At 66.9% G+C, this 17865-nt stretch carries 23 protein-coding genes and 1 tRNA gene; 13 read left to right on the top strand and 11 right to left on the bottom strand.

The annotated features are described in order from the left end of the window. Nucleotides 1-11: 11 nt before the first annotated feature. Nucleotides 12-704 (top strand): phosphoribosyltransferase family protein, encoded by a 693-nt coding sequence (locus tag AC4BAR_RS01670; RefSeq protein WP_490626079.1) that lies wholly within the window; start codon nucleotides 12-14, stop codon nucleotides 702-704. Nucleotides 705-735: 31 nt separating this feature from the next. After that, nucleotides 736-1233, top strand: a complete 498-nt coding sequence (gene trmL, locus AC4BAR_RS01665) for a tRNA (uridine(34)/cytosine(34)/5-carboxymethylaminomethyluridine(34)-2'-O)-methyltransferase TrmL (RefSeq protein ID WP_490626078.1) — start codon at nucleotides 736-738, stop codon at nucleotides 1231-1233. On the opposite strand, the gene AC4BAR_RS01660 is transcribed toward trmL, so the two are convergent. Further along, nucleotides 1224-1679: a MaoC family dehydratase gene (locus tag AC4BAR_RS01660; protein WP_490626077.1), complete on the bottom strand. Its 456-nt coding sequence runs from the start codon at nucleotides 1677-1679 to the stop codon at nucleotides 1224-1226. The two genes, trmL and AC4BAR_RS01660, sit on opposite strands and share 10 nt — an antisense overlap. A gap of 8 nt (nucleotides 1680-1687) precedes the next feature. Continuing rightward, the gene (locus AC4BAR_RS01655; RefSeq protein ID WP_490626076.1) at nucleotides 1688-2305 is read right to left on the bottom strand and encodes a nucleotide-binding protein; all 618 of its coding nucleotides are present in this window, start codon (nucleotides 2303-2305) and stop codon (nucleotides 1688-1690) included. A 117-nt stretch (nucleotides 2306-2422) separates the two neighbouring features. On the opposite strand from AC4BAR_RS01655, the gene kefF reads away from it, so the two are divergent. Next, a complete protein-coding gene (kefF, locus tag AC4BAR_RS01650; protein ID WP_490626075.1) occupies nucleotides 2423-3112 on the top strand; it encodes a glutathione-regulated potassium-efflux system oxidoreductase KefF in 690 nt (229 codons plus the stop codon). Next, nucleotides 3109-4938, top strand: coding sequence for a glutathione-regulated potassium-efflux system protein KefC (gene kefC / locus AC4BAR_RS01645; RefSeq protein WP_490626074.1), 1830 nt, complete (start codon nucleotides 3109-3111; stop codon nucleotides 4936-4938). Before kefF ends, kefC begins: the two co-directional genes overlap by 4 nt. Nucleotides 4939-4951: 13 nt before the next feature. On the opposite strand, the gene AC4BAR_RS01640 is transcribed toward kefC, so the two are convergent. After that, nucleotides 4952-5716 carry a sulfite exporter TauE/SafE family protein gene (locus AC4BAR_RS01640; protein ID WP_490626073.1) on the bottom strand — a complete coding sequence of 255 codons (765 nt, stop codon included), beginning with the start codon at nucleotides 5714-5716 and terminating at the stop codon, nucleotides 4952-4954. 17 nt (nucleotides 5717-5733) lie between these two features. Here AC4BAR_RS01640 and AC4BAR_RS01635 point away from each other — a divergent pair, with 17 nt between their 5' ends. After that, the gene (locus tag AC4BAR_RS01635; protein ID WP_490626072.1) at nucleotides 5734-6372 is read left to right on the top strand and encodes a trimeric intracellular cation channel family protein; all 639 of its coding nucleotides are present in this window, start codon (nucleotides 5734-5736) and stop codon (nucleotides 6370-6372) included. Between the two features lie 43 nt (nucleotides 6373-6415). Here the strand turns inward: AC4BAR_RS01635 and AC4BAR_RS01630 are convergent, their stop codons facing one another. Further along, a complete protein-coding gene (locus AC4BAR_RS01630; protein ID WP_490626071.1) occupies nucleotides 6416-6637 on the bottom strand; it encodes a hypothetical protein in 222 nt (73 codons plus the stop codon). A 122-nt stretch (nucleotides 6638-6759) separates the two neighbouring features. Between AC4BAR_RS01630 and AC4BAR_RS01625 the strand changes: the two genes are divergently transcribed. Next, entirely contained in the window at nucleotides 6760-7194 is a 435-nt protein-coding gene (locus AC4BAR_RS01625; protein WP_490626070.1) for a DUF1841 family protein, read from the top strand. A gap of 53 nt (nucleotides 7195-7247) precedes the next feature. On the opposite strand, the gene AC4BAR_RS01620 is transcribed toward AC4BAR_RS01625, so the two are convergent. Continuing rightward, nucleotides 7248-7910, bottom strand: a complete 663-nt coding sequence (locus AC4BAR_RS01620) for a c-type cytochrome (protein ID WP_490626069.1) — start codon at nucleotides 7908-7910, stop codon at nucleotides 7248-7250. A gap of 86 nt (nucleotides 7911-7996) precedes the next feature. Between AC4BAR_RS01620 and AC4BAR_RS01615 the strand changes: the two genes are divergently transcribed. The 7 genes from AC4BAR_RS01615 (at nucleotide 7997) to AC4BAR_RS01585 (ending at nucleotide 12161) form a co-directional block, all read left to right on the top strand. Continuing rightward, nucleotides 7997-8839, top strand: a complete 843-nt coding sequence (locus AC4BAR_RS01615) for an AAA family ATPase (protein WP_490626068.1) — start codon at nucleotides 7997-7999, stop codon at nucleotides 8837-8839. An 11-nt stretch (nucleotides 8840-8850) separates the two neighbouring features. Then, nucleotides 8851-9072 (top strand): hypothetical protein, encoded by a 222-nt coding sequence (locus AC4BAR_RS01610; RefSeq protein WP_490626067.1) that lies wholly within the window; start codon nucleotides 8851-8853, stop codon nucleotides 9070-9072. Between the two features lie 10 nt (nucleotides 9073-9082). After that, nucleotides 9083-9685: a GNAT family N-acetyltransferase gene (locus tag AC4BAR_RS01605; RefSeq protein WP_490626066.1), complete on the top strand. Its 603-nt coding sequence runs from the start codon at nucleotides 9083-9085 to the stop codon at nucleotides 9683-9685. Between the two features lie 15 nt (nucleotides 9686-9700). Further along, the gene (locus AC4BAR_RS01600; protein ID WP_490626065.1) at nucleotides 9701-10891 is read left to right on the top strand and encodes a vWA domain-containing protein; all 1191 of its coding nucleotides are present in this window, start codon (nucleotides 9701-9703) and stop codon (nucleotides 10889-10891) included. A 147-nt stretch (nucleotides 10892-11038) separates the two neighbouring features. Continuing rightward, nucleotides 11039-11671: a cytochrome P460 family protein gene (locus AC4BAR_RS01595; protein WP_490626064.1), complete on the top strand. Its 633-nt coding sequence runs from the start codon at nucleotides 11039-11041 to the stop codon at nucleotides 11669-11671. A gap of 92 nt (nucleotides 11672-11763) precedes the next feature. Further along, nucleotides 11764-11838: transfer RNA gene (locus AC4BAR_RS01590), tRNA-Arg, on the top strand. Nucleotides 11839-11876: 38 nt separating this feature from the next. After that, a complete protein-coding gene (locus tag AC4BAR_RS01585; RefSeq protein WP_490626063.1) occupies nucleotides 11877-12161 on the top strand; it encodes a DUF2502 domain-containing protein in 285 nt (94 codons plus the stop codon). Nucleotides 12162-12288: 127 nt separating this feature from the next. On the opposite strand, the gene AC4BAR_RS01580 is transcribed toward AC4BAR_RS01585, so the two are convergent. From AC4BAR_RS01580 to lolA, 6 genes are read right to left on the bottom strand one after another with little or no spacing between them, the layout of a single operon-like run. Next, a complete protein-coding gene (locus AC4BAR_RS01580) occupies nucleotides 12289-13005 on the bottom strand; it encodes an ABC transporter ATP-binding protein (RefSeq protein WP_490626062.1) in 717 nt (238 codons plus the stop codon). Then, the gene (locus tag AC4BAR_RS01575; RefSeq protein ID WP_490626061.1) at nucleotides 13002-13829 is read right to left on the bottom strand and encodes an ABC transporter ATP-binding protein; all 828 of its coding nucleotides are present in this window, start codon (nucleotides 13827-13829) and stop codon (nucleotides 13002-13004) included. Before AC4BAR_RS01575 ends, AC4BAR_RS01580 begins: the two co-directional genes overlap by 4 nt. After that, nucleotides 13826-14911 (bottom strand): ABC transporter permease subunit, encoded by a 1086-nt coding sequence (locus AC4BAR_RS01570; protein ID WP_490626060.1) that lies wholly within the window; start codon nucleotides 14909-14911, stop codon nucleotides 13826-13828. Before AC4BAR_RS01570 ends, AC4BAR_RS01575 begins: the two co-directional genes overlap by 4 nt. Before the next feature lie 6 nt (nucleotides 14912-14917). Beyond that, a complete protein-coding gene (locus AC4BAR_RS01565; protein WP_490626059.1) occupies nucleotides 14918-15853 on the bottom strand; it encodes a branched-chain amino acid ABC transporter permease in 936 nt (311 codons plus the stop codon). Nucleotides 15854-15899: 46 nt separating this feature from the next. Next, entirely contained in the window at nucleotides 15900-17213 is a 1314-nt protein-coding gene (locus tag AC4BAR_RS01560; protein ID WP_490626058.1) for a replication-associated recombination protein A, read from the bottom strand. Then, nucleotides 17210-17863, bottom strand: a complete 654-nt coding sequence (gene lolA / locus AC4BAR_RS01555) for an outer membrane lipoprotein periplasmic chaperone LolA (protein ID WP_490626057.1) — start codon at nucleotides 17861-17863, stop codon at nucleotides 17210-17212. The genes AC4BAR_RS01560 and lolA overlap by 4 nt, the downstream gene beginning before the upstream one ends. Nucleotides 17864-17865: the final 2 nt, after the last annotated feature.

Genomic DNA, 17865 nt, shown 5'->3' with positions numbered 1-17865 from the left:
ATATTGGCCCGATGTTCGGCGCCCTGACCCGGAATCTGAGCAGCCAGTGCCTGGCCTGCGGGCGCTGGCCGGCCCGGCCGCTGTGTGTGCCCTGCCAGGGCCGGTTCAGCCCGCGGGGCGCGCGCTGCGGCCGCTGCGCGCTGCCGGTGCCCGACGGCGTGGCCTGCTGCGGCGCCTGTTTGTCCAGGCCACCGCCGCTGGACGCCTGCCTGGCCGCGGTGGACTACGCCTACCCCTGGGCCGGCCTGCTGGCCCGTTTCAAGTTCCAGGGCGACACCGGGCTGGCCGGGCTGCTGGCCCGCACCCTGGCCACCGCCACCGGGGTGGACGCGGCCCTGGCCGGCGCCGACCTGGTGCTGCCCCTGCCCTTGTCGCCCGAACGCCTGCGTGAGCGCGGCTTCAACCAGGCACTGGAGCTGGCCCGGCGCCTGCCCAGCCCCAAGCTGCAACCCCGGCTGCTGCTGCGGCCCCGCCACCGCCCGCCGCAAAGCGACCTGAGCCGTGCAGAGCGGCTGGCCAACGTGCAGGGGGTGTTTGCGGTCGACCCGCTGGCCAGCCATCGCCTGCGGGGCGCGGCGGTGCTGCTGGTGGACGACGTGATGACCAGCGGCGCCTCTTTGCACGCCGCGGCCCGGGTGCTGCGGGCGGCCGGCGCGGCCCATGTCACGGCGCTGGTGGTGGCGCGCACGCCCGACCCCGGCTGACGCGGGTCGCCAGCACCGACAATGCAGGCCCATGTTTCACATCGTCCTTGTCCAGCCCGAAATCCCGCCCAACACCGGCAACGTGATCCGCCTGGCGGCCAACACCGGCTGCACCCTGCACCTGGTGGAGCCGCTGGGCTTCTCCATGGACGACAAGCTGCTGCGGCGCGCCGGTCTGGATTACCACGAGTACGCGGAATTGAAGCGCCACGCCAGCTGGGAAGCGCTGCTGGCCAGCGAACGGCCCGACCCGGCGCGGATGTTTGCGCTGACCACCAAAGGCACTGTGGGGGTGCACGACACCCGCTTTGCCGCCGGCGACTGGCTGGTGTTCGGCTCGGAAACCCGCGGCCTGGCGCCCGAATTGCGCGAGCGATTCGCCCCCGGGCAGCGGCTGCGGCTGGCCATGCGGGCCGGTCAGCGCAGCCTGAATCTGTCGAACGCGGTGGCGGTGGTGGTGTTCGAGGCCTGGCGCCAGCAGGGTTTTGCCGACCGGTCCTCTACCGAAGCCCCCCCGCCTCAGGGGTAGCGCCGCACCAGCGACTCGGCGATGCAGACCGGCTTGTCGCTGCCCTCGCGCTCCACCAGAACCTGCCAGGTGAGCTGCATGCCGGCATCGACAATGGGCTCGCAGGCCAGCAGCGTCAGCCGGCCGCGCAGCCGGCTGCCCACCGGCACCGGCGCGGTGAACCTGACCTTGTTCAGGCCGTAGTTCACCCCCAGGCTGGAGCCGTCCAGGCTCAGCGCCGTCTCGAAGAAACGCGGCAGCAGCGACAGCGTCAGAAAGCCATGGGCGATCGGCGCACCAAAAGGCCCGGCGCTGGCCCGGTCCACGTCGACGTGGATCCACTGGTGGTCGCCGGTGGCCTCGGCGAACCGGTTCACCTGTTCCTGGGTGACGGTGACCCAGGGGCTGACGGCCACTTGCTGGCCCACCAGGGCGGGCAGCTCGGAGAACGAAGCGATGTGGCGCATGGGCGCGATCAGCGGTCCAGCCAGTCGCAAATGCCCTGCCACTGGTCGAGGTCGCGCTGCACGCGGGCGGCCGACACGTCAAACACCGTCAGGCCACGGGCCGCCAGGTGCACGTAGTTCTGGGTGTCACGCAGATAGCCCAGCACCGGCAGGCCCAGGGTCTCGACAAAGCTGCGCAGCTTGTCGGCGGCGATGGTGCGGTCGTCGACCCGCATGCCGACGATGCCCACCTCCACCCCGCCGGCCTGGCGGTTGCTGGCCAACTGGTCGAGGAAGTCGCGGGTGGCGAAGATGTCAAACACGCTGGGCTGCAGCGGCACGATGAGCTTGTTGGCCAGTTTGAGCACGTCGTTGAAGCGCCAGCCGTTCAGGCCGCCGGGCGTGTCCAGCACCACATGGGTCGTGCCCCGGGGCGGCTTGACGATCAGGTCGGGGGTGACGTTCCAGGCCGCGATTGGCCGGGCCGCCGGCGGCCGCAGGCCCAGCCACAGCCGGGACGACTGCTGGCGGTCCACATCGCCCAGCATCACCGCATGCCCCCGGGCGGCAAAGTAGCCGGCGATGTGGGTCGACAAGGTGGACTTGCCGACACCCCCTTTGGGATTGGCAACAACAACAACGGGCATGGCAGAGGCTCCTCGTGGGGGCGATCTGGCGTCGCCTGGGGTGGGGCTGGGATGGCAAATGGGGCGGCCGGACCGGCCCGCCGCTTTGCGGCCGTGTCTTCCTGCTATGTTAGCGGCATGGAACCCGCGCCAACAGCCCCCGAAGCCCTGCCGCCAACCCGCATTTGTGTGGTGGCCGCCCACCCCAACTGGCAGCACTCGCGCGTCAATCGCCGGCTGCGCGACGCCGCCCTGGCCCTGCCTCAGGTGGAGTTGCTCGACCTCTACGGCAGCTACCCCGATTACCACATCGACGTGGCCACCGAGCAGGCCCGGCTGGCCCGGGCCGAACTGATCGTGCTGCTGCACCCACTGCAGTGGTACGCCATGCCGGCGCTGCTCAAGCTGTGGGTGGACGAGGTGCTGACCTATGGCTGGGCCTATGGCGAGGCTGGCAGCGCGCTGCGCGGCAAAGACCTGTGGCTGGTGACCACCACCGGCGGGCCGGAGGCCTCCTACCACCCGCAGGGCTACAACCGCTATTTCTTCGACGCCTTTTTGCCGCCCTACGAACAAACCGCCGCACTGTGTGGCCTGCGCTTCCTGCCGCCCCTGGTGCTGCACGGCGCACACGACGTCGACAACGCGACGGTGGCCGACCATGTGGCCACCTTTGCCGAGCGGTTGCAAAGCCACCCCCATTGGCCGGAGATGGACGAACTGGAGGCCTGTCCGCTGTGCGAGGTGCCGGCTTCGGCCCGGCCGACGCAAGAGGTGCGTGAGACCGATGCAGTGCAGAACGCCGCGGCACGCTTGGGGGCGCCATGACCGAACATGCACCGTCCTGGCTGACCAACAGCCTGATCTACCTGAGCGCCGCCGTCATCGCGGTGCCGCTGTCCAAAGCCCTGGGCCTGGGCGCCATCATCGGCTACCTGGTGGCCGGCATCGCCATCGGGCCCTGGGGACTGGGGCTGGTGAGCAATGTGCAGGACATCCTGCATTTCGCCGAATTCGGCGTGGTGCTGATGCTGTTCATGGTGGGCATGGAGCTGGAGCCGCGCCGGCTGTGGCTGCTGCGCCGGCCCATCTTCGGCTGGGGCAGCGCCCAGGTACTGGGCTGCGCGGCGCTGCTGTTTGCGGTGGCCTGGGTGGCGGGGGTGCCCTGGCGAGTGAGCCTGGTGGCGGCACTGGGACTGGCACTGTCATCCACCGCCATTGCCTTGCAGGTGATGGACGAGCGCCACCTGCTGCCCACCGGCAGCGGCCAGGCCGGCTTTTCCATCCTGCTGTTCCAGGACGTGGCGGCCATCCCCATTCTGGCGCTGCTGCCGCTGCTGGGCGGTGCGGCCGAGGCCAACGAGGCGGTGGCGGGCGCCAGCCGCTGGCTGGAGGCGGCCAAGATCGTGGCGGTGATTGCCGGCATCGTGCTCGGTGGCCGGCTGCTGGTGCGGCCGCTGCTGGGCTGGATCGCACGCAGCAAGACGCCCGAGGTCTTCACCGCCGCCGCCTTGCTGCTGGTGGTGGCGATTGCCGCGCTGATGCAGTGGGTGGGCCTGTCGATGGCGCTGGGCGCTTTTCTGGCCGGCGTGCTGCTGGCCGAGAGCGAGTACCGGCGCGAGCTGGAAACCGACATCGAGCCTTTCAAGGGCCTGCTGCTGGGGCTGTTTTTCATCGCGGTGGGCATGAGCATCGACTTCGGTGTGCTGCTGGCCTCGCCGGGTGTGATGGCGCTGGTGGTGCTGGGCTTTTTGGCGGTCAAGGCGCTGGTGATCTGGGCACTGGCCCGTGCCATGGGCCTGCCGGCGCAGGAGCGGCCGGTGTTCACGCTGCTGCTGGCCCAGGGCGGCGAGTTCGCCTTTGTGGTGTTCCAGGCCGCGGCCGGCGCGCAGGTGTTTGCCGCCGAGACGGCCTCGCTGCTGATTGGCGCGGTGGCGGTGTCCATGCTGCTGAGCCCGCTGGTGCTGGTGGCGGTGGACAAATGGCTGCTGCCGCGCTTTGCCAGCGCCAAAGGACCCACCATGGCCGAGATCGACCAGCCACAGGACGCGCCGGTCATCATTGCCGGCTTTGGCCGCTACGGCCAGATCGTCGGCCGCATGCTGTGGTCACAAGGCCACCCGGCCACGGTGCTGGACCACGACGCCGAGATGGTGGAAGCCGCCCGGGTGTTCGGCTCCCAGGTGTTCTACGGCGACGCCACCCGCTTGGACCTGTTGCGCACCGCCGGCGCGGCCACGGCCAGGGTGTTGGTGGTGGCGGTGGACGATGTGGACCAGTCGCTGCAAATCATCGACCTGGCCCGCACGCATTTCCCGCAGCTGCAAATCGTCGCCCGGGCCCGCGACGTGACCCACTGGAACGCGTTGCGCGACCGCGGCATCACCCGGGTGGAACGGGAGCTGTTCGAGTCCAGCCTGCGCAGTGGCCGCACGGTGCTGGAATTGCTGGGCCAGCCACCGCATGTGGCGCGCCAGCACGCGATGCGTTTCCGGCAACACAACATCGCGCTGTTCGAGCAGATGTACCCGCACCACAAGGACCGCGCCAAACTGATTGCCACCGCCAAGCAAGGCCGCCAGCAGTTTGAGGAGCAGTTGGCCCAGGAGCGCGAACAGCAGGCCGCCAAACGGCCGCAGGGCTGGAACGACTGAAGGCCGGCCCGCCTCAAACCCAGGCCTGGGCAGCGTCCCACACCAGCTTGAGCCCGGTCAGCAGCATGCCGGCGTACACCAACTGGTAGAACAGGCCGGGCTGGATGCGCCGCGTCAGCCAGGCGCCGGCCAGCACACCGATGGGGGCGAAGGGCAGCAGCGCCAGCGAGGTGGCCATGTTGCGCGCGTCCAGCAGGCCCAGCCACCAGTAGGGCAGCCATTTGGACAGGTTCACACAGAAAAAGAACGCTGCCATGGTGGCGGTGAATTTCAGCGGTGACAGCTTCATCGGGATCACATAGGCGTTGACCGGCGGCCCGCCCGCATGGGCCACAAAGCTGGTGAAGCCGGCGGTGATGCTCAGCACCACCCCCACCCAGCGCGGCCAGGGCCGGCTGTCGGCGCGCGGCGGAAACAGCAGCCGCTGGGCCAGGAACAGCAGAGTCAACAGCCCGACGATACCGGCCACCCAGTGGGCGTCCAGCAGCCGGAACAGCAGCGCCCCCACCACCGTGCCCAGCAGGCCCAGCGGAATCAGAAACTTCAGCAGCGCCCGATCGAAGTCGCGCCGGAACACCGCCAACCCCATCACATCCATCAGCAACAACACCGGCATCAGCATGGCCGCGGCCTGCGGCACACTGACCACCAGCGCGATCATGGGCACAGCCAGCGAGCCAAAGCCGGCGCCAAAGCCACTTTTACTGACTCCCAGCAACAGCACCGCCGGAATGGCGGCAGCGTAAAAAACAGGGTCGGTGATCAGTGGCAGGGCCATGGCGCGACAATCGTCGCATGGATCATGTGGAACAGTGGTGGGCGGGCTTGCGCACCGGCGTGGAGGTGCTGGCCACGCTGGCCTTTGCGCTGTCGGGCGGCATGGAGGCGGCCCGCAAGCGGCTGGACGCGGTGGGCGTCTGTGTGGTGGCGTTTCTGGCCGCTTTTGGGGGCGGCACGCTGCGCGACCTGCTGCTGGACCAGCGGCCCTTTTTCTGGGTCCGCCATGTGGAGTTGCTGTGGGCGGTGCTGGTGCTGTGTGGCCTGGCCATGCTGTTGCTGCGCCAGCGCCATTTCGAGCCCACCGCCCGCGCCATTCAGTGGCCGGACGCGCTGGGCCTGGGCTTGTTTGCCGCGGTGGGGGTGGACCAGGCGCTGCAAAGCGCCCTGCCGCCGCTGGTGGCGGTGCTGATGGGGGTGATCACCGGCGTGTTCGGTGGCGTGCTGCGCGACATGGTGTGCAACGAGATCCCCACCGCCTTCCGCGACCACCGACCCTATGCGGTCTGCGCCTTTGCCGGTGGCTGGGTGCTGGTGGCGTTGCAGGCGCTGGGCCAGCCAGGCTGGCTGGCACTGCTGGCCTGTGTGGTGGTGACCGCCGGGCTGCGCGGTCTGGCCCTGTGGCGAAACTGGCAGGTCCCCGGCTGGCGAACCTGACCCCCGAGGCACAGCCAAGGGCTGCGCTGTGCGAGGGCCGGCTTCAGCCCTTGCGGCCGCCCAGGGCCAAGGCGGCCACACCGGCCACCACCGCAGCGATGCTGAGCCACTGCGGGATCAACACCGACTCCTTTTCCTTCATCGTCAACTCCAGGCCACCGATCTTGGCGGCGGTGGACTCCTTGGTGAAGCTGAAACCGCCCGTGAAAAAGCTGGCCACACCCGCCACCAAAAGAATCACACCCACAATGCGCACAATGCCCATGACCTGCTCCTTGCCGGGGAATGGAATGACCACCTTTGCGCCCGGATCGCAAGGCAACCGGTGCCCACTATAACGGTGTGATGGCCGCTGTCCGTGGCGCAGGGCATGCTACGCTCCCGCCCATGTTTGCCCCCTCCCAGGACGATGTGCGCCGCTTTTTCTGCGCCGTCCACGCCAAATCACAAACCCAGGCGCCGCTGGAGGCGATCGAAACGATTGCCAGCCAGTGGATCGCCGAACACCCCGAGTACCACGCCGACCTGGCCGATGCCGACGCGGCGGTGGCGCGCGTCTACGACGCTGGCAGCGGCACCAGCAACCCCTTTTTGCATTTGTCCATGCATTTGTCGATCAGCGAACAATGCTCGATCGACCAGCCGCGCGGCATCCGCCAGGCGGTGGAGTTACTGACCGCGCGCTGCGACTCGCTGCACGACGCCCACCACCACGCCATGGAATGCCTGGGCCAGATGCTGTGGGAGGCCCAGCGTGCGGGCCGCCCGCCCGATGGCGAGGCCTACATCGAGTGTTTACAACGCCGCGCCACCGAGGACTGAGCGGGCGCAAAAAAGCCGCTCGGTGAGCGGCTTTTTCAGAGAGCGGTGGGGACTCAGCGGAACTTGCTTTGCGGCACCACCTTCAGCTCGCCGTCCAGGCTGCTGATGTACTTGGCCAGCTCTTTCAGTTCGTTGTTGGAGAACTGCTTGGCAATGCCACCCATCACGCCGTTGGCACGGCCCACGTTGGCGTTGTTCTCGACCTTGTAGGACTTCAGCGCCACAAACAGGTAGTCGGCATGCTGGCCAGCGACCTTGGGGTAGCCGGGGGCAATCGGCTTGCTGAAGTTGTCGCCGTGGCAAGACAGGCAGGCGCCCTTCTTGACCAATTCGGCCACCGCGCCGGTGGGCTCGGCCTTGGGCGCCACAGCGGCGCCTTCCACCACACCATGGGCGCTGTAGTAAGCGGCCACGTCGGCCATGTCTTTGTCAGACAGCGAATCGGCGATGCCGCGCATGGTGGGGTGCTTGCGCTCGCCCTTCTTGTAGGCCACCAGCGCAGCCGTGATGTAGGACGCGCTCTGGCCGGAGATCATCGGGACCTTATAGACCTCGGGGAAACTGGCTTGATAGCCCTTGATGCCGTGGCAGCCGATGCACATGGCAATCTTGCTTTCGCCGGCCTTGGCGTCGCCCTTGACTTCCTGGGCCTGAACGGAGACGGTGGTCGCTGAGGCGACAACCAGTGCAAATACGGTGGACAACAACTTGTTCATTTTGCGCGCACAATCCTGTGGAATATCACACGTGTAATCAGCCAATGATTATATCCGGCACAAGCCCTGCTCTTTTTGACCCGCCCATGAAATTCCAAGGCTCACAGACCTACGTCGCCACGCAAGACCTGATGCTCGCGGTGAACGCAGCCATCACCCTGAAGCGCCCACTGCTCGTCAAAGGCGAACCCGGCACCGGCAAGACCATGCTGGCCGAGGAGGTGGCGGCCGCGCTGAACATGCCGCTGCTGCAGTGGCACATCAAGTCGACCACCAAGGCCCAGCAAGGCCTGTACGAGTACGACGCGGTCAGCCGGCTGCGCGACTCGCAACTGGGTGACGAAAAGGTCAAGGACATCCACAACTACATCGTGCAGGGCGTGTTGTGGCAGGCCTTCACCGCCGAGCAGCCGGTGGCGCTGCTGATCGACGAGATCGACAAGGCCGACATCGAGTTTCCGAACGACCTGCTGCGCGAAATCGACCGCATGGAGTTCTACTGCTACGAGACGCGCCAGCTGATCCGGGCCAAACACCGGCCGCTGGTCTTCATCACCTCCAACAACGAGAAGGAACTGCCCGACGCCTTTCTGCGTCGCTGCTTTTTCCACTTCATCAAGTTCCCCGACGCCACCACCATGCAGCAGATCGTGGACGTGCATTTCCCCGGCCTGAAGCAAGAACTGCTGGCGGCGGCGATGAAAACCTTCTACGACGTGCGCAACCTGCCCGGCCTGAAGAAGAAACCCTCGACCTCAGAGCTGCTGGACTGGCTCAAGCTGCTGGTGGCCGAAGACATTCCGCTCGAGGCCCTGCAAAGCAAGGACGACAAGGTGGCCGTGCCGCCGCTGGTGGGGGCCTTGCTGAAGAACGAGCAGGACGTGACCTTGTTCGAGAAGCTGGTGTTCATGCAACGCCACAACCGCTGAAGGGGCGCACGATGAACCCCTTGTTGATCGAAGGCGTGGCCGATGCCGTGGGCTTTGTCGGCGGCGCCTTGGCCGGCTTCTGGATCGGCCAGTGGCTGGGCTTTGACATTTTTGCCGAAGGTTATGGCAACCGCAGCCTGGCCGGCATTTTGCTGGTCGGCCTGGGGGGCGGTCTGGGCCTGCAACTGGCGCGCGCCTGGCGGCGCAGACAGGCCCGCCAGACCGACAAGTGAGGGCCGGGCCGTGGCTTTTGTGGCGCCCGTCACCCTGCAGGCGCGCGGCGTCGCCCTGGTGCCGCTGGCCCTGACCCACGAAGACGGCCTGAAGGCCGCAGCGGCCGACGGTGAGCTCTACCGGCTGCGCATCACTTCGGTGCCCGAACCGCAAGACACCCGGCAGTACATTGTCACAGCGCTGGCCATGCACGAGGAGGGTAGTCGGCTCGCTTTTGCGGTGCTGGACGCCGCCACCGGCCAGGTGATGGGCAGCACCAGCTACCACGACATCCTGCCCGCGGTGAAGCGGGTGGAGATTGGCTACACCTGGTACGCCAGTCGCTGGCAACGCACCCATGTCAACACCACCTGCAAGCTGCTGATGCTGAGCCATGCCTTCGAAACCCTGGGCTGCCATGTGGTGGGCTGGCGCACCGACAACTTCAACCTCCGTTCGCAGCGCGCCATCGAACGGCTGGGCGCCCACAAAGACGGCGTGATCCGCGGCCACGCACTGCGCCGCGACGGCACCATCCGCGACACGGTGATGTACAGCATGCGCGCGGGCGAATGGCCCGAGGCCAAGGCCCAGCTGCTGTCGCTGCTGGACGCCCCCCGCGCCACCCCCTGAAACCTGGAGATCGCCATGCTCATCGATTTCTTTTACACGCTGCGTTCGGCCAAGCTGCCGGTGTCGGTCAAGGAATACCTGACCCTGATCGAGGCGCTGAAAGCCGGCGTGGTCGGCCCGACCAGCGAAAACAGCTTCCACATCGACGACTTCTATTACCTGAGCCGCATGGCCCTGGTGAAGGACGAAAAGCACTACGACAAGTTCGACCGCGCCTTTGCCGCCTATTTCAAGGGCGTGGAAATGGTGGCCGACTTCACCAAGGACGTGCCGCTGGAATGGCTGCGCAAAAACCTGGAGCTGGAACTGAGCCCGGAAGAAAAAGCCAAGATCGAGAAAATGGGCTGGGACGAGCTGATGGAAACGCTGAAAAAGCGTTTCGAGGAACAGAAAGAACGCCACGAAGGCGGCAGCAAGTGGATTGGCACCGGCGGCACCAGCCCGTTTGGCGCCAACGGCTTCAATCCGCAGGGCATTCGCATCGGCCAGGAAAAGGGCCGTAACAAGAGCGCGGTCAAGGTCTGGGACCAGCGCGCCTACAAGGACTACGACGACACCCAGGAGTTGGGCACACGCAACATCAAGGTGGCCTTGCGCCGGCTGCGCAAATTCGCCCGCGAGGGCAGCGTGGAAGAGCTGGACCTGGACGACACCATCCGCTCCACCGCAGCCAACGCTGGCTGGCTGGACATCAAGATGGTGCCGGAGCGCCACAACAACGTGAAGGTGCTGCTGCTGATGGACGTCGGCGGCACCATGGACGAACACATCGCCCGGGTGGAAGAAATGTTCTCTGCCGCCAAGGCCGAGTTCAAGCACCTGGAGTTTTACTACTTCCACAACTGCGTCTACGACTTCATGTGGAAGAACAACAAACGGCGCTTTTCCGAGAAGTTCGCCACCTTTGACATCATTCGCAAGTACAACAAGGACTACAAGCTGATCTTTGTCGGCGACGCCACCATGTCACCCTACGAGATCCTGCAGCCCGGCGGCAGTGTGGAATACAACAACGACGAGGCCGGCTCGGAATGGCTGCAGCGCCTGACCCAGGCCTTCCCCAAGTTCGTCTGGATCAACCCCGAACCCCAGGGCGTGTGGCAGTACCGCCAGAGCATCGCCATCGTCCAGCAGCTGATGGGCAACCGCATGGTGCCACTGACGCTGAAGGGCCTCGAAGAGGGTATGAAAACCCTGATTCGGTAAACATTTGTGCACCGGTAAGCATTCGGTAAGCCATCGGCAACACCATGACTCAGCGAGTTGCTGACCGGGCCATTTCAGGTCCGGCTCACGAACTTTCATTATCATTTTTCAGCGGTATCTCCCGCTCTCTATAAGGGACAATTACTCATGGCATTCAAAATCACTTCGACCCTGGTCGCTGTCGCGGTGGCCGTCTTGGCAGGCTGCGCGTCCGCACCCGCCACCGCCCCCCTGAACGATGGCCAACTGGCCCAGCCCGCCAACTACAAGAGCTGGCCCAAGTACCTCTCCAACATCCAGCGTCCCGACGCCAAGCAAATCCGCGAGATTTACATGAACGACGTGGCACTGAAGGGCACCCGTGAGAAGGGCTTCCCGAACGGCACCGTGTTCGTGATGGAAAACTACGCCGCCGTGGCCAATGGCGACGGCACGCTGATGAAGGGCCCGGACGGCAACCTCGTCAAGGGCAACCTGTTGGCGGTGTTCGTGATGGGCAAGAACGAAGGCTGGGCTGCTTCCGCGCCTGAAGCCCTGAAGAACGGCAACTGGATCTACAGCGCCTACACCCCCACCGGCGACAAGGGTCCGCAAGACCTGAACACCTGCCGCGCCTGCCACCTGCCGCTGGGCCAGGCCAAGGACTTCGTGCACCGCTATGACCAGTACTTCGACCAGAAGAAGGCCGGCCTGACCCCGCACGACGTGGTGGCCTCGCTGGCCGGCAGCCGTGCCGTCAGCGCCCATGACCTTGGCGCCGTCAGCGCCCTGCAGCGCTAAGTCGCACCCTGTGTCTCAGGTTCTGCCCGCCAGAACCTGCGCCCCCATCGCCGTTGCCGCGCAAGCGCCAACGGCGATAATCATTGGGGCTGGCCGCCGTAGTTCAATGGACAGAACGGGGACCTCCTAAGTCTCAGATACAGGTTCGATTCCTGTCGGGGGCGCCACCCCTTCCCTGCCACGCCCAACACCAGGCTCCACACCCATGAAAAAACTGCTCTTGATTTTGACGCTGGCCACATCGCCTTTGCTGGCCACCGCCATCGACCTGAATGTTGGCATCCAGGCCCCGGGGGTCAGCATCACCTTCGGCACGCGAGACCCCCGGGGCTACTACTGGGATGGCTACGCCTACCGCGACCCCCAGTACTGGCAAACCCACAACGGCCCGCGCGGCGAGCGCTACTACACCGGCCGCGGTGGCAATGGCGTGCCTCACCAGGGGGGTGGCTTCTGCCCGCCAGGCCAGGCGAAAAAGGGCAACTGCTGAGCGCAGCCCGCCCTGGCGCCGCGCCTGAACCAAAGCCCGCATCTGCGGGCTTTTTTCATTGGAACCAGTCTGCTCAAGCGGACCTCGAACCCAGGCGACCACAGCAGCGCACTGGCTGCGTGTGGGGCTACTCGCCCAGGTAGGCCGCCCGGACCCGGGGGTCCTGCAGCATCTCGCTGGCCGGCCCGGACATGGTCACCAGCCCCGACTCCATCACATAGGCCCGGTCGGCGATCGCCAGCGCGCGGCTGGCGTTCTGCTCCACCAGCAGCACCGTCACGCCCTGGGCCGAGACGCGCTGGATGACCTCGAAAATCTTGTCCACCATCAGCGGCGCCAGCCCCATCGACGGCTCATCAAGCAGCAGCAGACGGGGCCGGCCCATCAGCGCCCGGCCCATGGCCAGCATCTGCTGCTCGCCGCCGGACAGCGTGCCGGCCAGCTGAGCACGGCGCTCCTTCAGCCGCGGAAAGGTGGTGAACACCTGTTCCAGGTCGGCCGCGATGCCGGCCTTGTCGCGCCGCACGTAGGCGCCCATCTGCAGGTTTTCCAGGATGGTCATGCGGGTGAACACGCCCCGCCCTTCCGGCACCATGGCCAGCCCCTGGGCCACCAGGTCCCAGGGTCCGCGGCCCAGGACCGGTTGGCCCTGGTAGTCGATCTGCCCGGCCGCCACCGACAGACTGCCTGTGATGGCGTTCATGGTGGTGGTTTTGCCGGCGCCGTTGGAGCCGATCAGCGTCACCAGCTCGCCGGGAAACACGGCCAGGTCGATGCCTTTGACGGCCTGGATGCCGCCATAGGACACCGCCAGGCCACGCACCGACAACAGTGGCGCGCTCATGCCTCGTCCTCGTCGAAAACCGCACCCGCAGGCACCGGCACCCCGCCCGGGCCATGGCCCAGGTAGGCCTCGATGACCTTGGGGTTTTGCTGGACTTCGGCCGGCGTGCCCTCGGCGATCGCCTTGCCATGGTCCAGCACCGTGACCCGGTCACACAGGCCCATGACCAGCTTGACGTCGTGCTCGATCAGCAGAATGGTGCGGCCATCGTGGCGGATGCGGTCGATCAAGGCCCGCAAGGCCACTTTTTCTGTGGCGTTCATGCCGGCCGCCGGCTCGTCCAGCGCGATCAACTGCGGATCGGTGGCCAGCGCGCGGGCCAGCTCCAGCCGGCGCTGGTCACCATAGCTGAGCGTGCGGGCGCGCTGCTGGGCGAGCTGGCCGATGCCTACGTAGTCCAGCAGCTCCTGGGCGCGCTGCGCAATGGCGGCCTCTTCGGCGCGGAAACCGGGGGTGCGGAACACCGCACCGAACAGGCCGGAGCCGGTGCGCACATGGCGACCCACCATGACGTTCTCCAAGGCCGTCATGTCGGCGAACAGCCGGATGTTCTGGAAGGTGCGGGCGATGCCGGCCTTGGCCACCCGGTGCACCGCGCTGGGCTGGTAGGACTTGCCGGCCAGGCTGAAGCTGCCGCTGTCCGGGGTGTAGAGCCCGGTGATCACATTGAAGAAGGTGGTTTTGCCGGCGCCGTTGGGGCCGATCAGGCCATAGATTTGGCCACGGCTGATGCGCAGGCCCACGTCGCTCAGCGCCTGCAGGCCGCCAAATCGTTTGGACACGCCGGCCACCGCCAGCACCAGGTCTGCCGCGTCCACGCTCATGGTGTGCGGGGTCCTGGGGGCGCTTTCCCATGCTGCGGCGCCGGCCACAGGCCGCGCGGCCGCAGCAGCATGATGCCAATCATGGCCAGCGCGATCAACAACTGGCGCAGGATGGCGGCGTCAATGCGGCCGTCGGTCAGCGCCTGCAAGGGGCTGCCCACGTAGCGCAGCGCCTCGGGCAAAACGGACAACAGCACCGCGCCCAGCACCACGCCGGGCAAATGGCCAATGCCGCCCAGCACCACCATGGCCACCACCATCACCGACTCCATCAGGCTGAAGGATTCGGGCGACACAAAGCCCTGGAAGGCGCCGAACATCGCGCCGGCCACACCGCCGAAGGTGGCGCCCATGCCAAAGGCCAGCAGCTTCATGTTGCGGGTGTTGATGCCCATGGCCTTGGCAGCGATCTCGTCCTCGCGAATCGCCATCCAGGCCCGGCCGATGCGCGAGCGCTCCAGCCGGGAACAGACCAGCAAACTCACCACCACCAGTGCCAGGAACAGGTAGTAGTACAGGGTGACCGAGGCCAGCTCGAGGCCGCCCACGGTCAGCCGCTTGCCCAGGTCCAGACCGAAAAAACTCACGCTGTCGATCTGGCCGATGCCGCGCGGCCCGTTGGTGATGTTGACCGGGTGGTCCAGGTTGTTCAGAAACACCCGGATGATCTCGCCAAAACCCAGCGTGACGATGGCCAGGTAGTCGCCGCGCAGCCGCAGCGTGGGCGCACCCAGCAGAAGGCCAAACAACCCGGCCAGCCCGGCCCCGAGCGGAATCACCGCCCACAGCGGCGTGTGCAAGCCGCCAGGAAACAGCGCCGCCAGCGCCGGAAAGTTGTCGGTGAGCTGGGGCGAGGCCAGCAGGCCGAACATGTAGGCGCCAATGGCGAAAAAGGCCACGAAGCCCAGGTCCAGCAGGCCGGCATAACCGACCACGATGTTCAGGCCCAGCGCCAGCATCACGTACAGCAGGGCCAGGTCGGCCATCCGCACCCAGGCGTTGCCAACCGTTTGCAGCAGCAGCGGCAACACCAGCAGGGCCAGCGCACCGGCCAGGATCAACAGGGGTTTGCGGTGGGCCATGGCGCGTCAGGCCCGGTCCGCCACGCGTTCGCCCAGCAGGCCGGATGGCCGCAGCGTGAGCACCACGATCAGCACGATGAAGGCAAAGATGTCGGCGTAGTTGCTGCCCAGCACCCCGCCGGTGAGCGTGCCGATGTAGCCCGAGCCGATGGACTCGATCAGCCCCAGCAGAATGCCGCCCAGCACCGCCCCGCCCAGGTTGCCGATGCCGCCGAACACCGCAGCGGTGAAGGCCTTCAGGCCCGGCAAGAAACCCATGCTGTGCTGCACCGTGCCGTAGTTGGACGCGTACATCACGCCGGCGATCGCGGCCAGCACCGCACCAATGACAAAGGTGGCCGAGATCACCACATCGGGCTTGACGCCCATCAGCGCCGCCACCCGGGGGTTCTCGGCGGTGGCCCGCATCGCCCGGCCCAGCCGGGTGCCGTGCACCACCCACATCAGCGCCGCCAGCGAGACCGCGGTGACGCCCAGAATCAGCACCTGGGTGGGTGTGATCACCGCGCCGCCGATCTCCAGCGGGTCACCGGGCAGCAGCGTGGGATAGGGTTTGTAGTTGGGCTTCCAGACGATCATGGCCATCGTCTGCAGCAGGATGGACATGCCGATGGCGGTGATCAGCGGGGCCAGCTTGGGCGCGTTGCGCAGCGGCCGGTAGGCGATTTTTTCGATGGTGAAATTGAGCAGCGAGGCCACCACACAGGCAATCGCCAGCGCCAGCAGCAGCACCAGCCAGCCGGGGCTGCCGGGGGCGGCGTCCTGCATCAGGCCAATCACGCTCCAGCTGGTCAGCGCGCCCACCATCAGCACCTCGCCATGGGCGAAATTGATCAGGTTGATGATGCCGTAGACCATGGTGTAGCCCAGCGCCACCAAGGCGTACATGCTGCCCAGCACCAGGCCATTGATGATCTGCTGCAACAGCACGTCGAACTCCATGGCCCGCATTCTGACACGGGGTGGCCGCCGCGCCGGGCCGGCCGGCTCAGCGCCTGGGGGCTTTGCCGGCGGCCTCGTCCAGGCCGCGCAGAAAGGCCAGCTTGTCGGCGATGCGGGCCTCCAGCCCGCGGTCGCTGGGCTGGTACAGCGACAGGTTCAGGCCCTCGGGCAGGTAATGTTCGCCCGCCGCATAGGCATGGGGCTCGTCGTGGGCATAGCGGTAGGCGTGGCCGTGGCCCAGGTCTTTCATCAACCGGGTGGGCGCGTTGCGCAAATGCATGGGTACGGGTGCCGAGCCATGGGCCTTGACCGCCGCTTGCGCCGCCTTGAAAGCGCTGTAGACGGCGTTGCTCTTGGCCGCCACTGCCAGGTACACCACCGCCTGGGCCAAGGCCAGTTCGCCCTCGGGCGAGCCCAGGCGCTCGTAGGCGTCCAGCGCGTCCAGTACCACCCGCAGCGCCCGCGGGTCTGCCAGGCCGATGTCTTCGCTGGCCATGCGCACCAGCCGCCGGCCCAGGTAGCGCGGGTCGGCGCCACCGTCCAGCATACGGGCGAACCAGTACAGCGAGGCGTCGGGGTTGGAGCCGCGGATGGCCTTGTGCAGCGCGCTGATGCTGTCATAGAACTGCTCGCCGCCCTTGTCGTAGCGGCGCAGCCGTTCGCCCAGCACCTGCAGCAGCCAGGCGTCGGACAGTTCGGCCAGGGCCTCGCGCTGCGCCGCCACCGCCAGCGTCTCCAGGGTGTTGAGCAAACGCCGGGCGTCGCCGTCGGCATAGGCCACCAGCCGCTGGGCGGCGTCTGCTGCCAGGGGTGGCACGGCGCCGCTGGCCACCGCGCGGTGCAGCAACTGCGTCAGGTCGGCCGGGCTGAGGGCCTGCAGCACATAGACCGCGGCGCGCGACAGCAAGGCGCTGTTGACCTCGAACGAGGGGTTCTCGGTGGTGGCGCCGACAAACACGAACAGCCCGCTTTCCACATGCGGCAGAAAGGCGTCCTGCTGGCTTTTGTTGAAGCGGTGCACCTCGTCCACGAACACGATGGTGCCGCGGCCCTGGCCGCGCCAGACCTGGGCCTGCTCGACTGCCTCGCGGATGTCTTTGACGCCACCCAGCACCGCGCTGATGGCGATGAAATGCGCGTCAAAGGCGCGGGCCATCAGCCGGGCGATGGTGGTTTTGCCGGTGCCCGGCGGGCCCCAGAGGATGCAGCTGTGCGGCCGGCCCGACTCGAAGGCGATGCGAAGCGGCATGTCCGGCCCCAGCAGCTGCTGCTGGCCCACCACCTCACCCAGGCTGTGCGGCCGCAGGGTTTCGGCCAGGGGAATGGGCGGCGCCGCCGCGCCGGCCGCCCGGGTGTTCATGGCCGGATCACGTCGGCCCCGGCCGGGGGCTTGAAGACAAAGGCGTCTTTGGCCAGGCTGGGGTTGACCTCGACCTGGCTGAAGGCGATCAGCGAACGCTGACCAAAGCTGTCCAGAATTTCCAGCGCCGCCAGCTCGCTGACGCCGGGCTTGAAGCCCACCCGCACCCCCTGCAGTTGGCCGTCCTTGGCCTTGGGGGTGGCGTCCACCCACTGCAGGCCGTCCTTGTCGGGCGCGGCCTTCAAGGTGAAATCGGCCTGCAAGGCCTTCAGGTCGGGCGCCGAGGCGATCAGCGCCGCCGGCGTGCTGCCCAGCACCTGGGCCTGCTTGCGAGCGGTGACCTGGTTCAGGTCGACATCGAACAGCCACAGCGTCTGGCCGTCGGCGACGATGGTCTGCTCGAAAGGCTTGGTGTAGTGGAAGCGGAAACGGTGGGGCCGCTGGAAGGCAAAGGTGCCGGTGGAGGTTTTCACCTTGGCGGGCTGGCCGTCGCGGGCCGGCACAGTCACGGTCTGGGTGAAATTGGCCTGGCCGGACTGGGTGGTCTTGACAAAGGTCTCCAGGCTTTTCAGCCCGTTGGCCTGCGGCCAGGCCTGGCTGGACGCCAGGCAAAGCAGAGCGGGCAAGAGCAGCTGACGGAAAGTGGCCATGG

The organism is Rhodoferax sp. SPJ4, assembly GCF_058216275.1.
This window is presented reverse-complemented; position numbering and strand designations above follow the sequence as displayed.

Excerpts from the sequence above, each read along its gene's own strand:
- AC4BAR_RS01670 (WP_490626079.1), top strand. The coding sequence starts at position 12 with ATGTTCGGCGCCCTGACCCGGAATCTGAGCAGCCAGTGCCTGGCCTGC.
- trmL (WP_490626078.1), top strand. The coding sequence starts at position 736 with ATGTTTCACATCGTCCTTGTCCAGCCCGAAATCCCGCCCAACACCGGC.
- AC4BAR_RS01660 (WP_490626077.1), bottom strand. The coding sequence starts at position 1,679 with ATGCGCCACATCGCTTCGTTCTCCGAGCTGCCCGCCCTGGTGGGCCAG.
- AC4BAR_RS01655 (WP_490626076.1), bottom strand. The coding sequence starts at position 2,305 with ATGCCCGTTGTTGTTGTTGCCAATCCCAAAGGGGGTGTCGGCAAGTCC.
- kefF (WP_490626075.1), top strand. The coding sequence starts at position 2,423 with ATGGAACCCGCGCCAACAGCCCCCGAAGCCCTGCCGCCAACCCGCATT.
- kefC (WP_490626074.1), top strand. The coding sequence starts at position 3,109 with ATGACCGAACATGCACCGTCCTGGCTGACCAACAGCCTGATCTACCTG.
- AC4BAR_RS01640 (WP_490626073.1), bottom strand. The coding sequence starts at position 5,716 with ATGGCCCTGCCACTGATCACCGACCCTGTTTTTTACGCTGCCGCCATT.
- AC4BAR_RS01635 (WP_490626072.1), top strand. The coding sequence starts at position 5,734 with ATGGATCATGTGGAACAGTGGTGGGCGGGCTTGCGCACCGGCGTGGAG.
- AC4BAR_RS01630 (WP_490626071.1), bottom strand. The coding sequence starts at position 6,637 with ATGGGCATTGTGCGCATTGTGGGTGTGATTCTTTTGGTGGCGGGTGTG.
- AC4BAR_RS01625 (WP_490626070.1), top strand. The coding sequence starts at position 6,760 with ATGTTTGCCCCCTCCCAGGACGATGTGCGCCGCTTTTTCTGCGCCGTC.
- AC4BAR_RS01620 (WP_490626069.1), bottom strand. The coding sequence starts at position 7,910 with ATGAACAAGTTGTTGTCCACCGTATTTGCACTGGTTGTCGCCTCAGCG.
- AC4BAR_RS01615 (WP_490626068.1), top strand. The coding sequence starts at position 7,997 with ATGAAATTCCAAGGCTCACAGACCTACGTCGCCACGCAAGACCTGATG.
- AC4BAR_RS01610 (WP_490626067.1), top strand. The coding sequence starts at position 8,851 with ATGAACCCCTTGTTGATCGAAGGCGTGGCCGATGCCGTGGGCTTTGTC.
- AC4BAR_RS01600 (WP_490626065.1), top strand. The coding sequence starts at position 9,701 with ATGCTCATCGATTTCTTTTACACGCTGCGTTCGGCCAAGCTGCCGGTG.
- AC4BAR_RS01595 (WP_490626064.1), top strand. The coding sequence starts at position 11,039 with ATGGCATTCAAAATCACTTCGACCCTGGTCGCTGTCGCGGTGGCCGTC.
- AC4BAR_RS01585 (WP_490626063.1), top strand. The coding sequence starts at position 11,877 with ATGAAAAAACTGCTCTTGATTTTGACGCTGGCCACATCGCCTTTGCTG.
- AC4BAR_RS01580 (WP_490626062.1), bottom strand. The coding sequence starts at position 13,005 with ATGAGCGCGCCACTGTTGTCGGTGCGTGGCCTGGCGGTGTCCTATGGC.
- AC4BAR_RS01575 (WP_490626061.1), bottom strand. The coding sequence starts at position 13,829 with ATGAGCGTGGACGCGGCAGACCTGGTGCTGGCGGTGGCCGGCGTGTCC.
- AC4BAR_RS01570 (WP_490626060.1), bottom strand. The coding sequence starts at position 14,911 with ATGGCCCACCGCAAACCCCTGTTGATCCTGGCCGGTGCGCTGGCCCTG.
- AC4BAR_RS01565 (WP_490626059.1), bottom strand. The coding sequence starts at position 15,853 with ATGGAGTTCGACGTGCTGTTGCAGCAGATCATCAATGGCCTGGTGCTG.
- AC4BAR_RS01560 (WP_490626058.1), bottom strand. The coding sequence starts at position 17,213 with ATGAACACCCGGGCGGCCGGCGCGGCGGCGCCGCCCATTCCCCTGGCC.
- lolA (WP_490626057.1), bottom strand. The coding sequence starts at position 17,863 with ATGGCCACTTTCCGTCAGCTGCTCTTGCCCGCTCTGCTTTGCCTGGCG.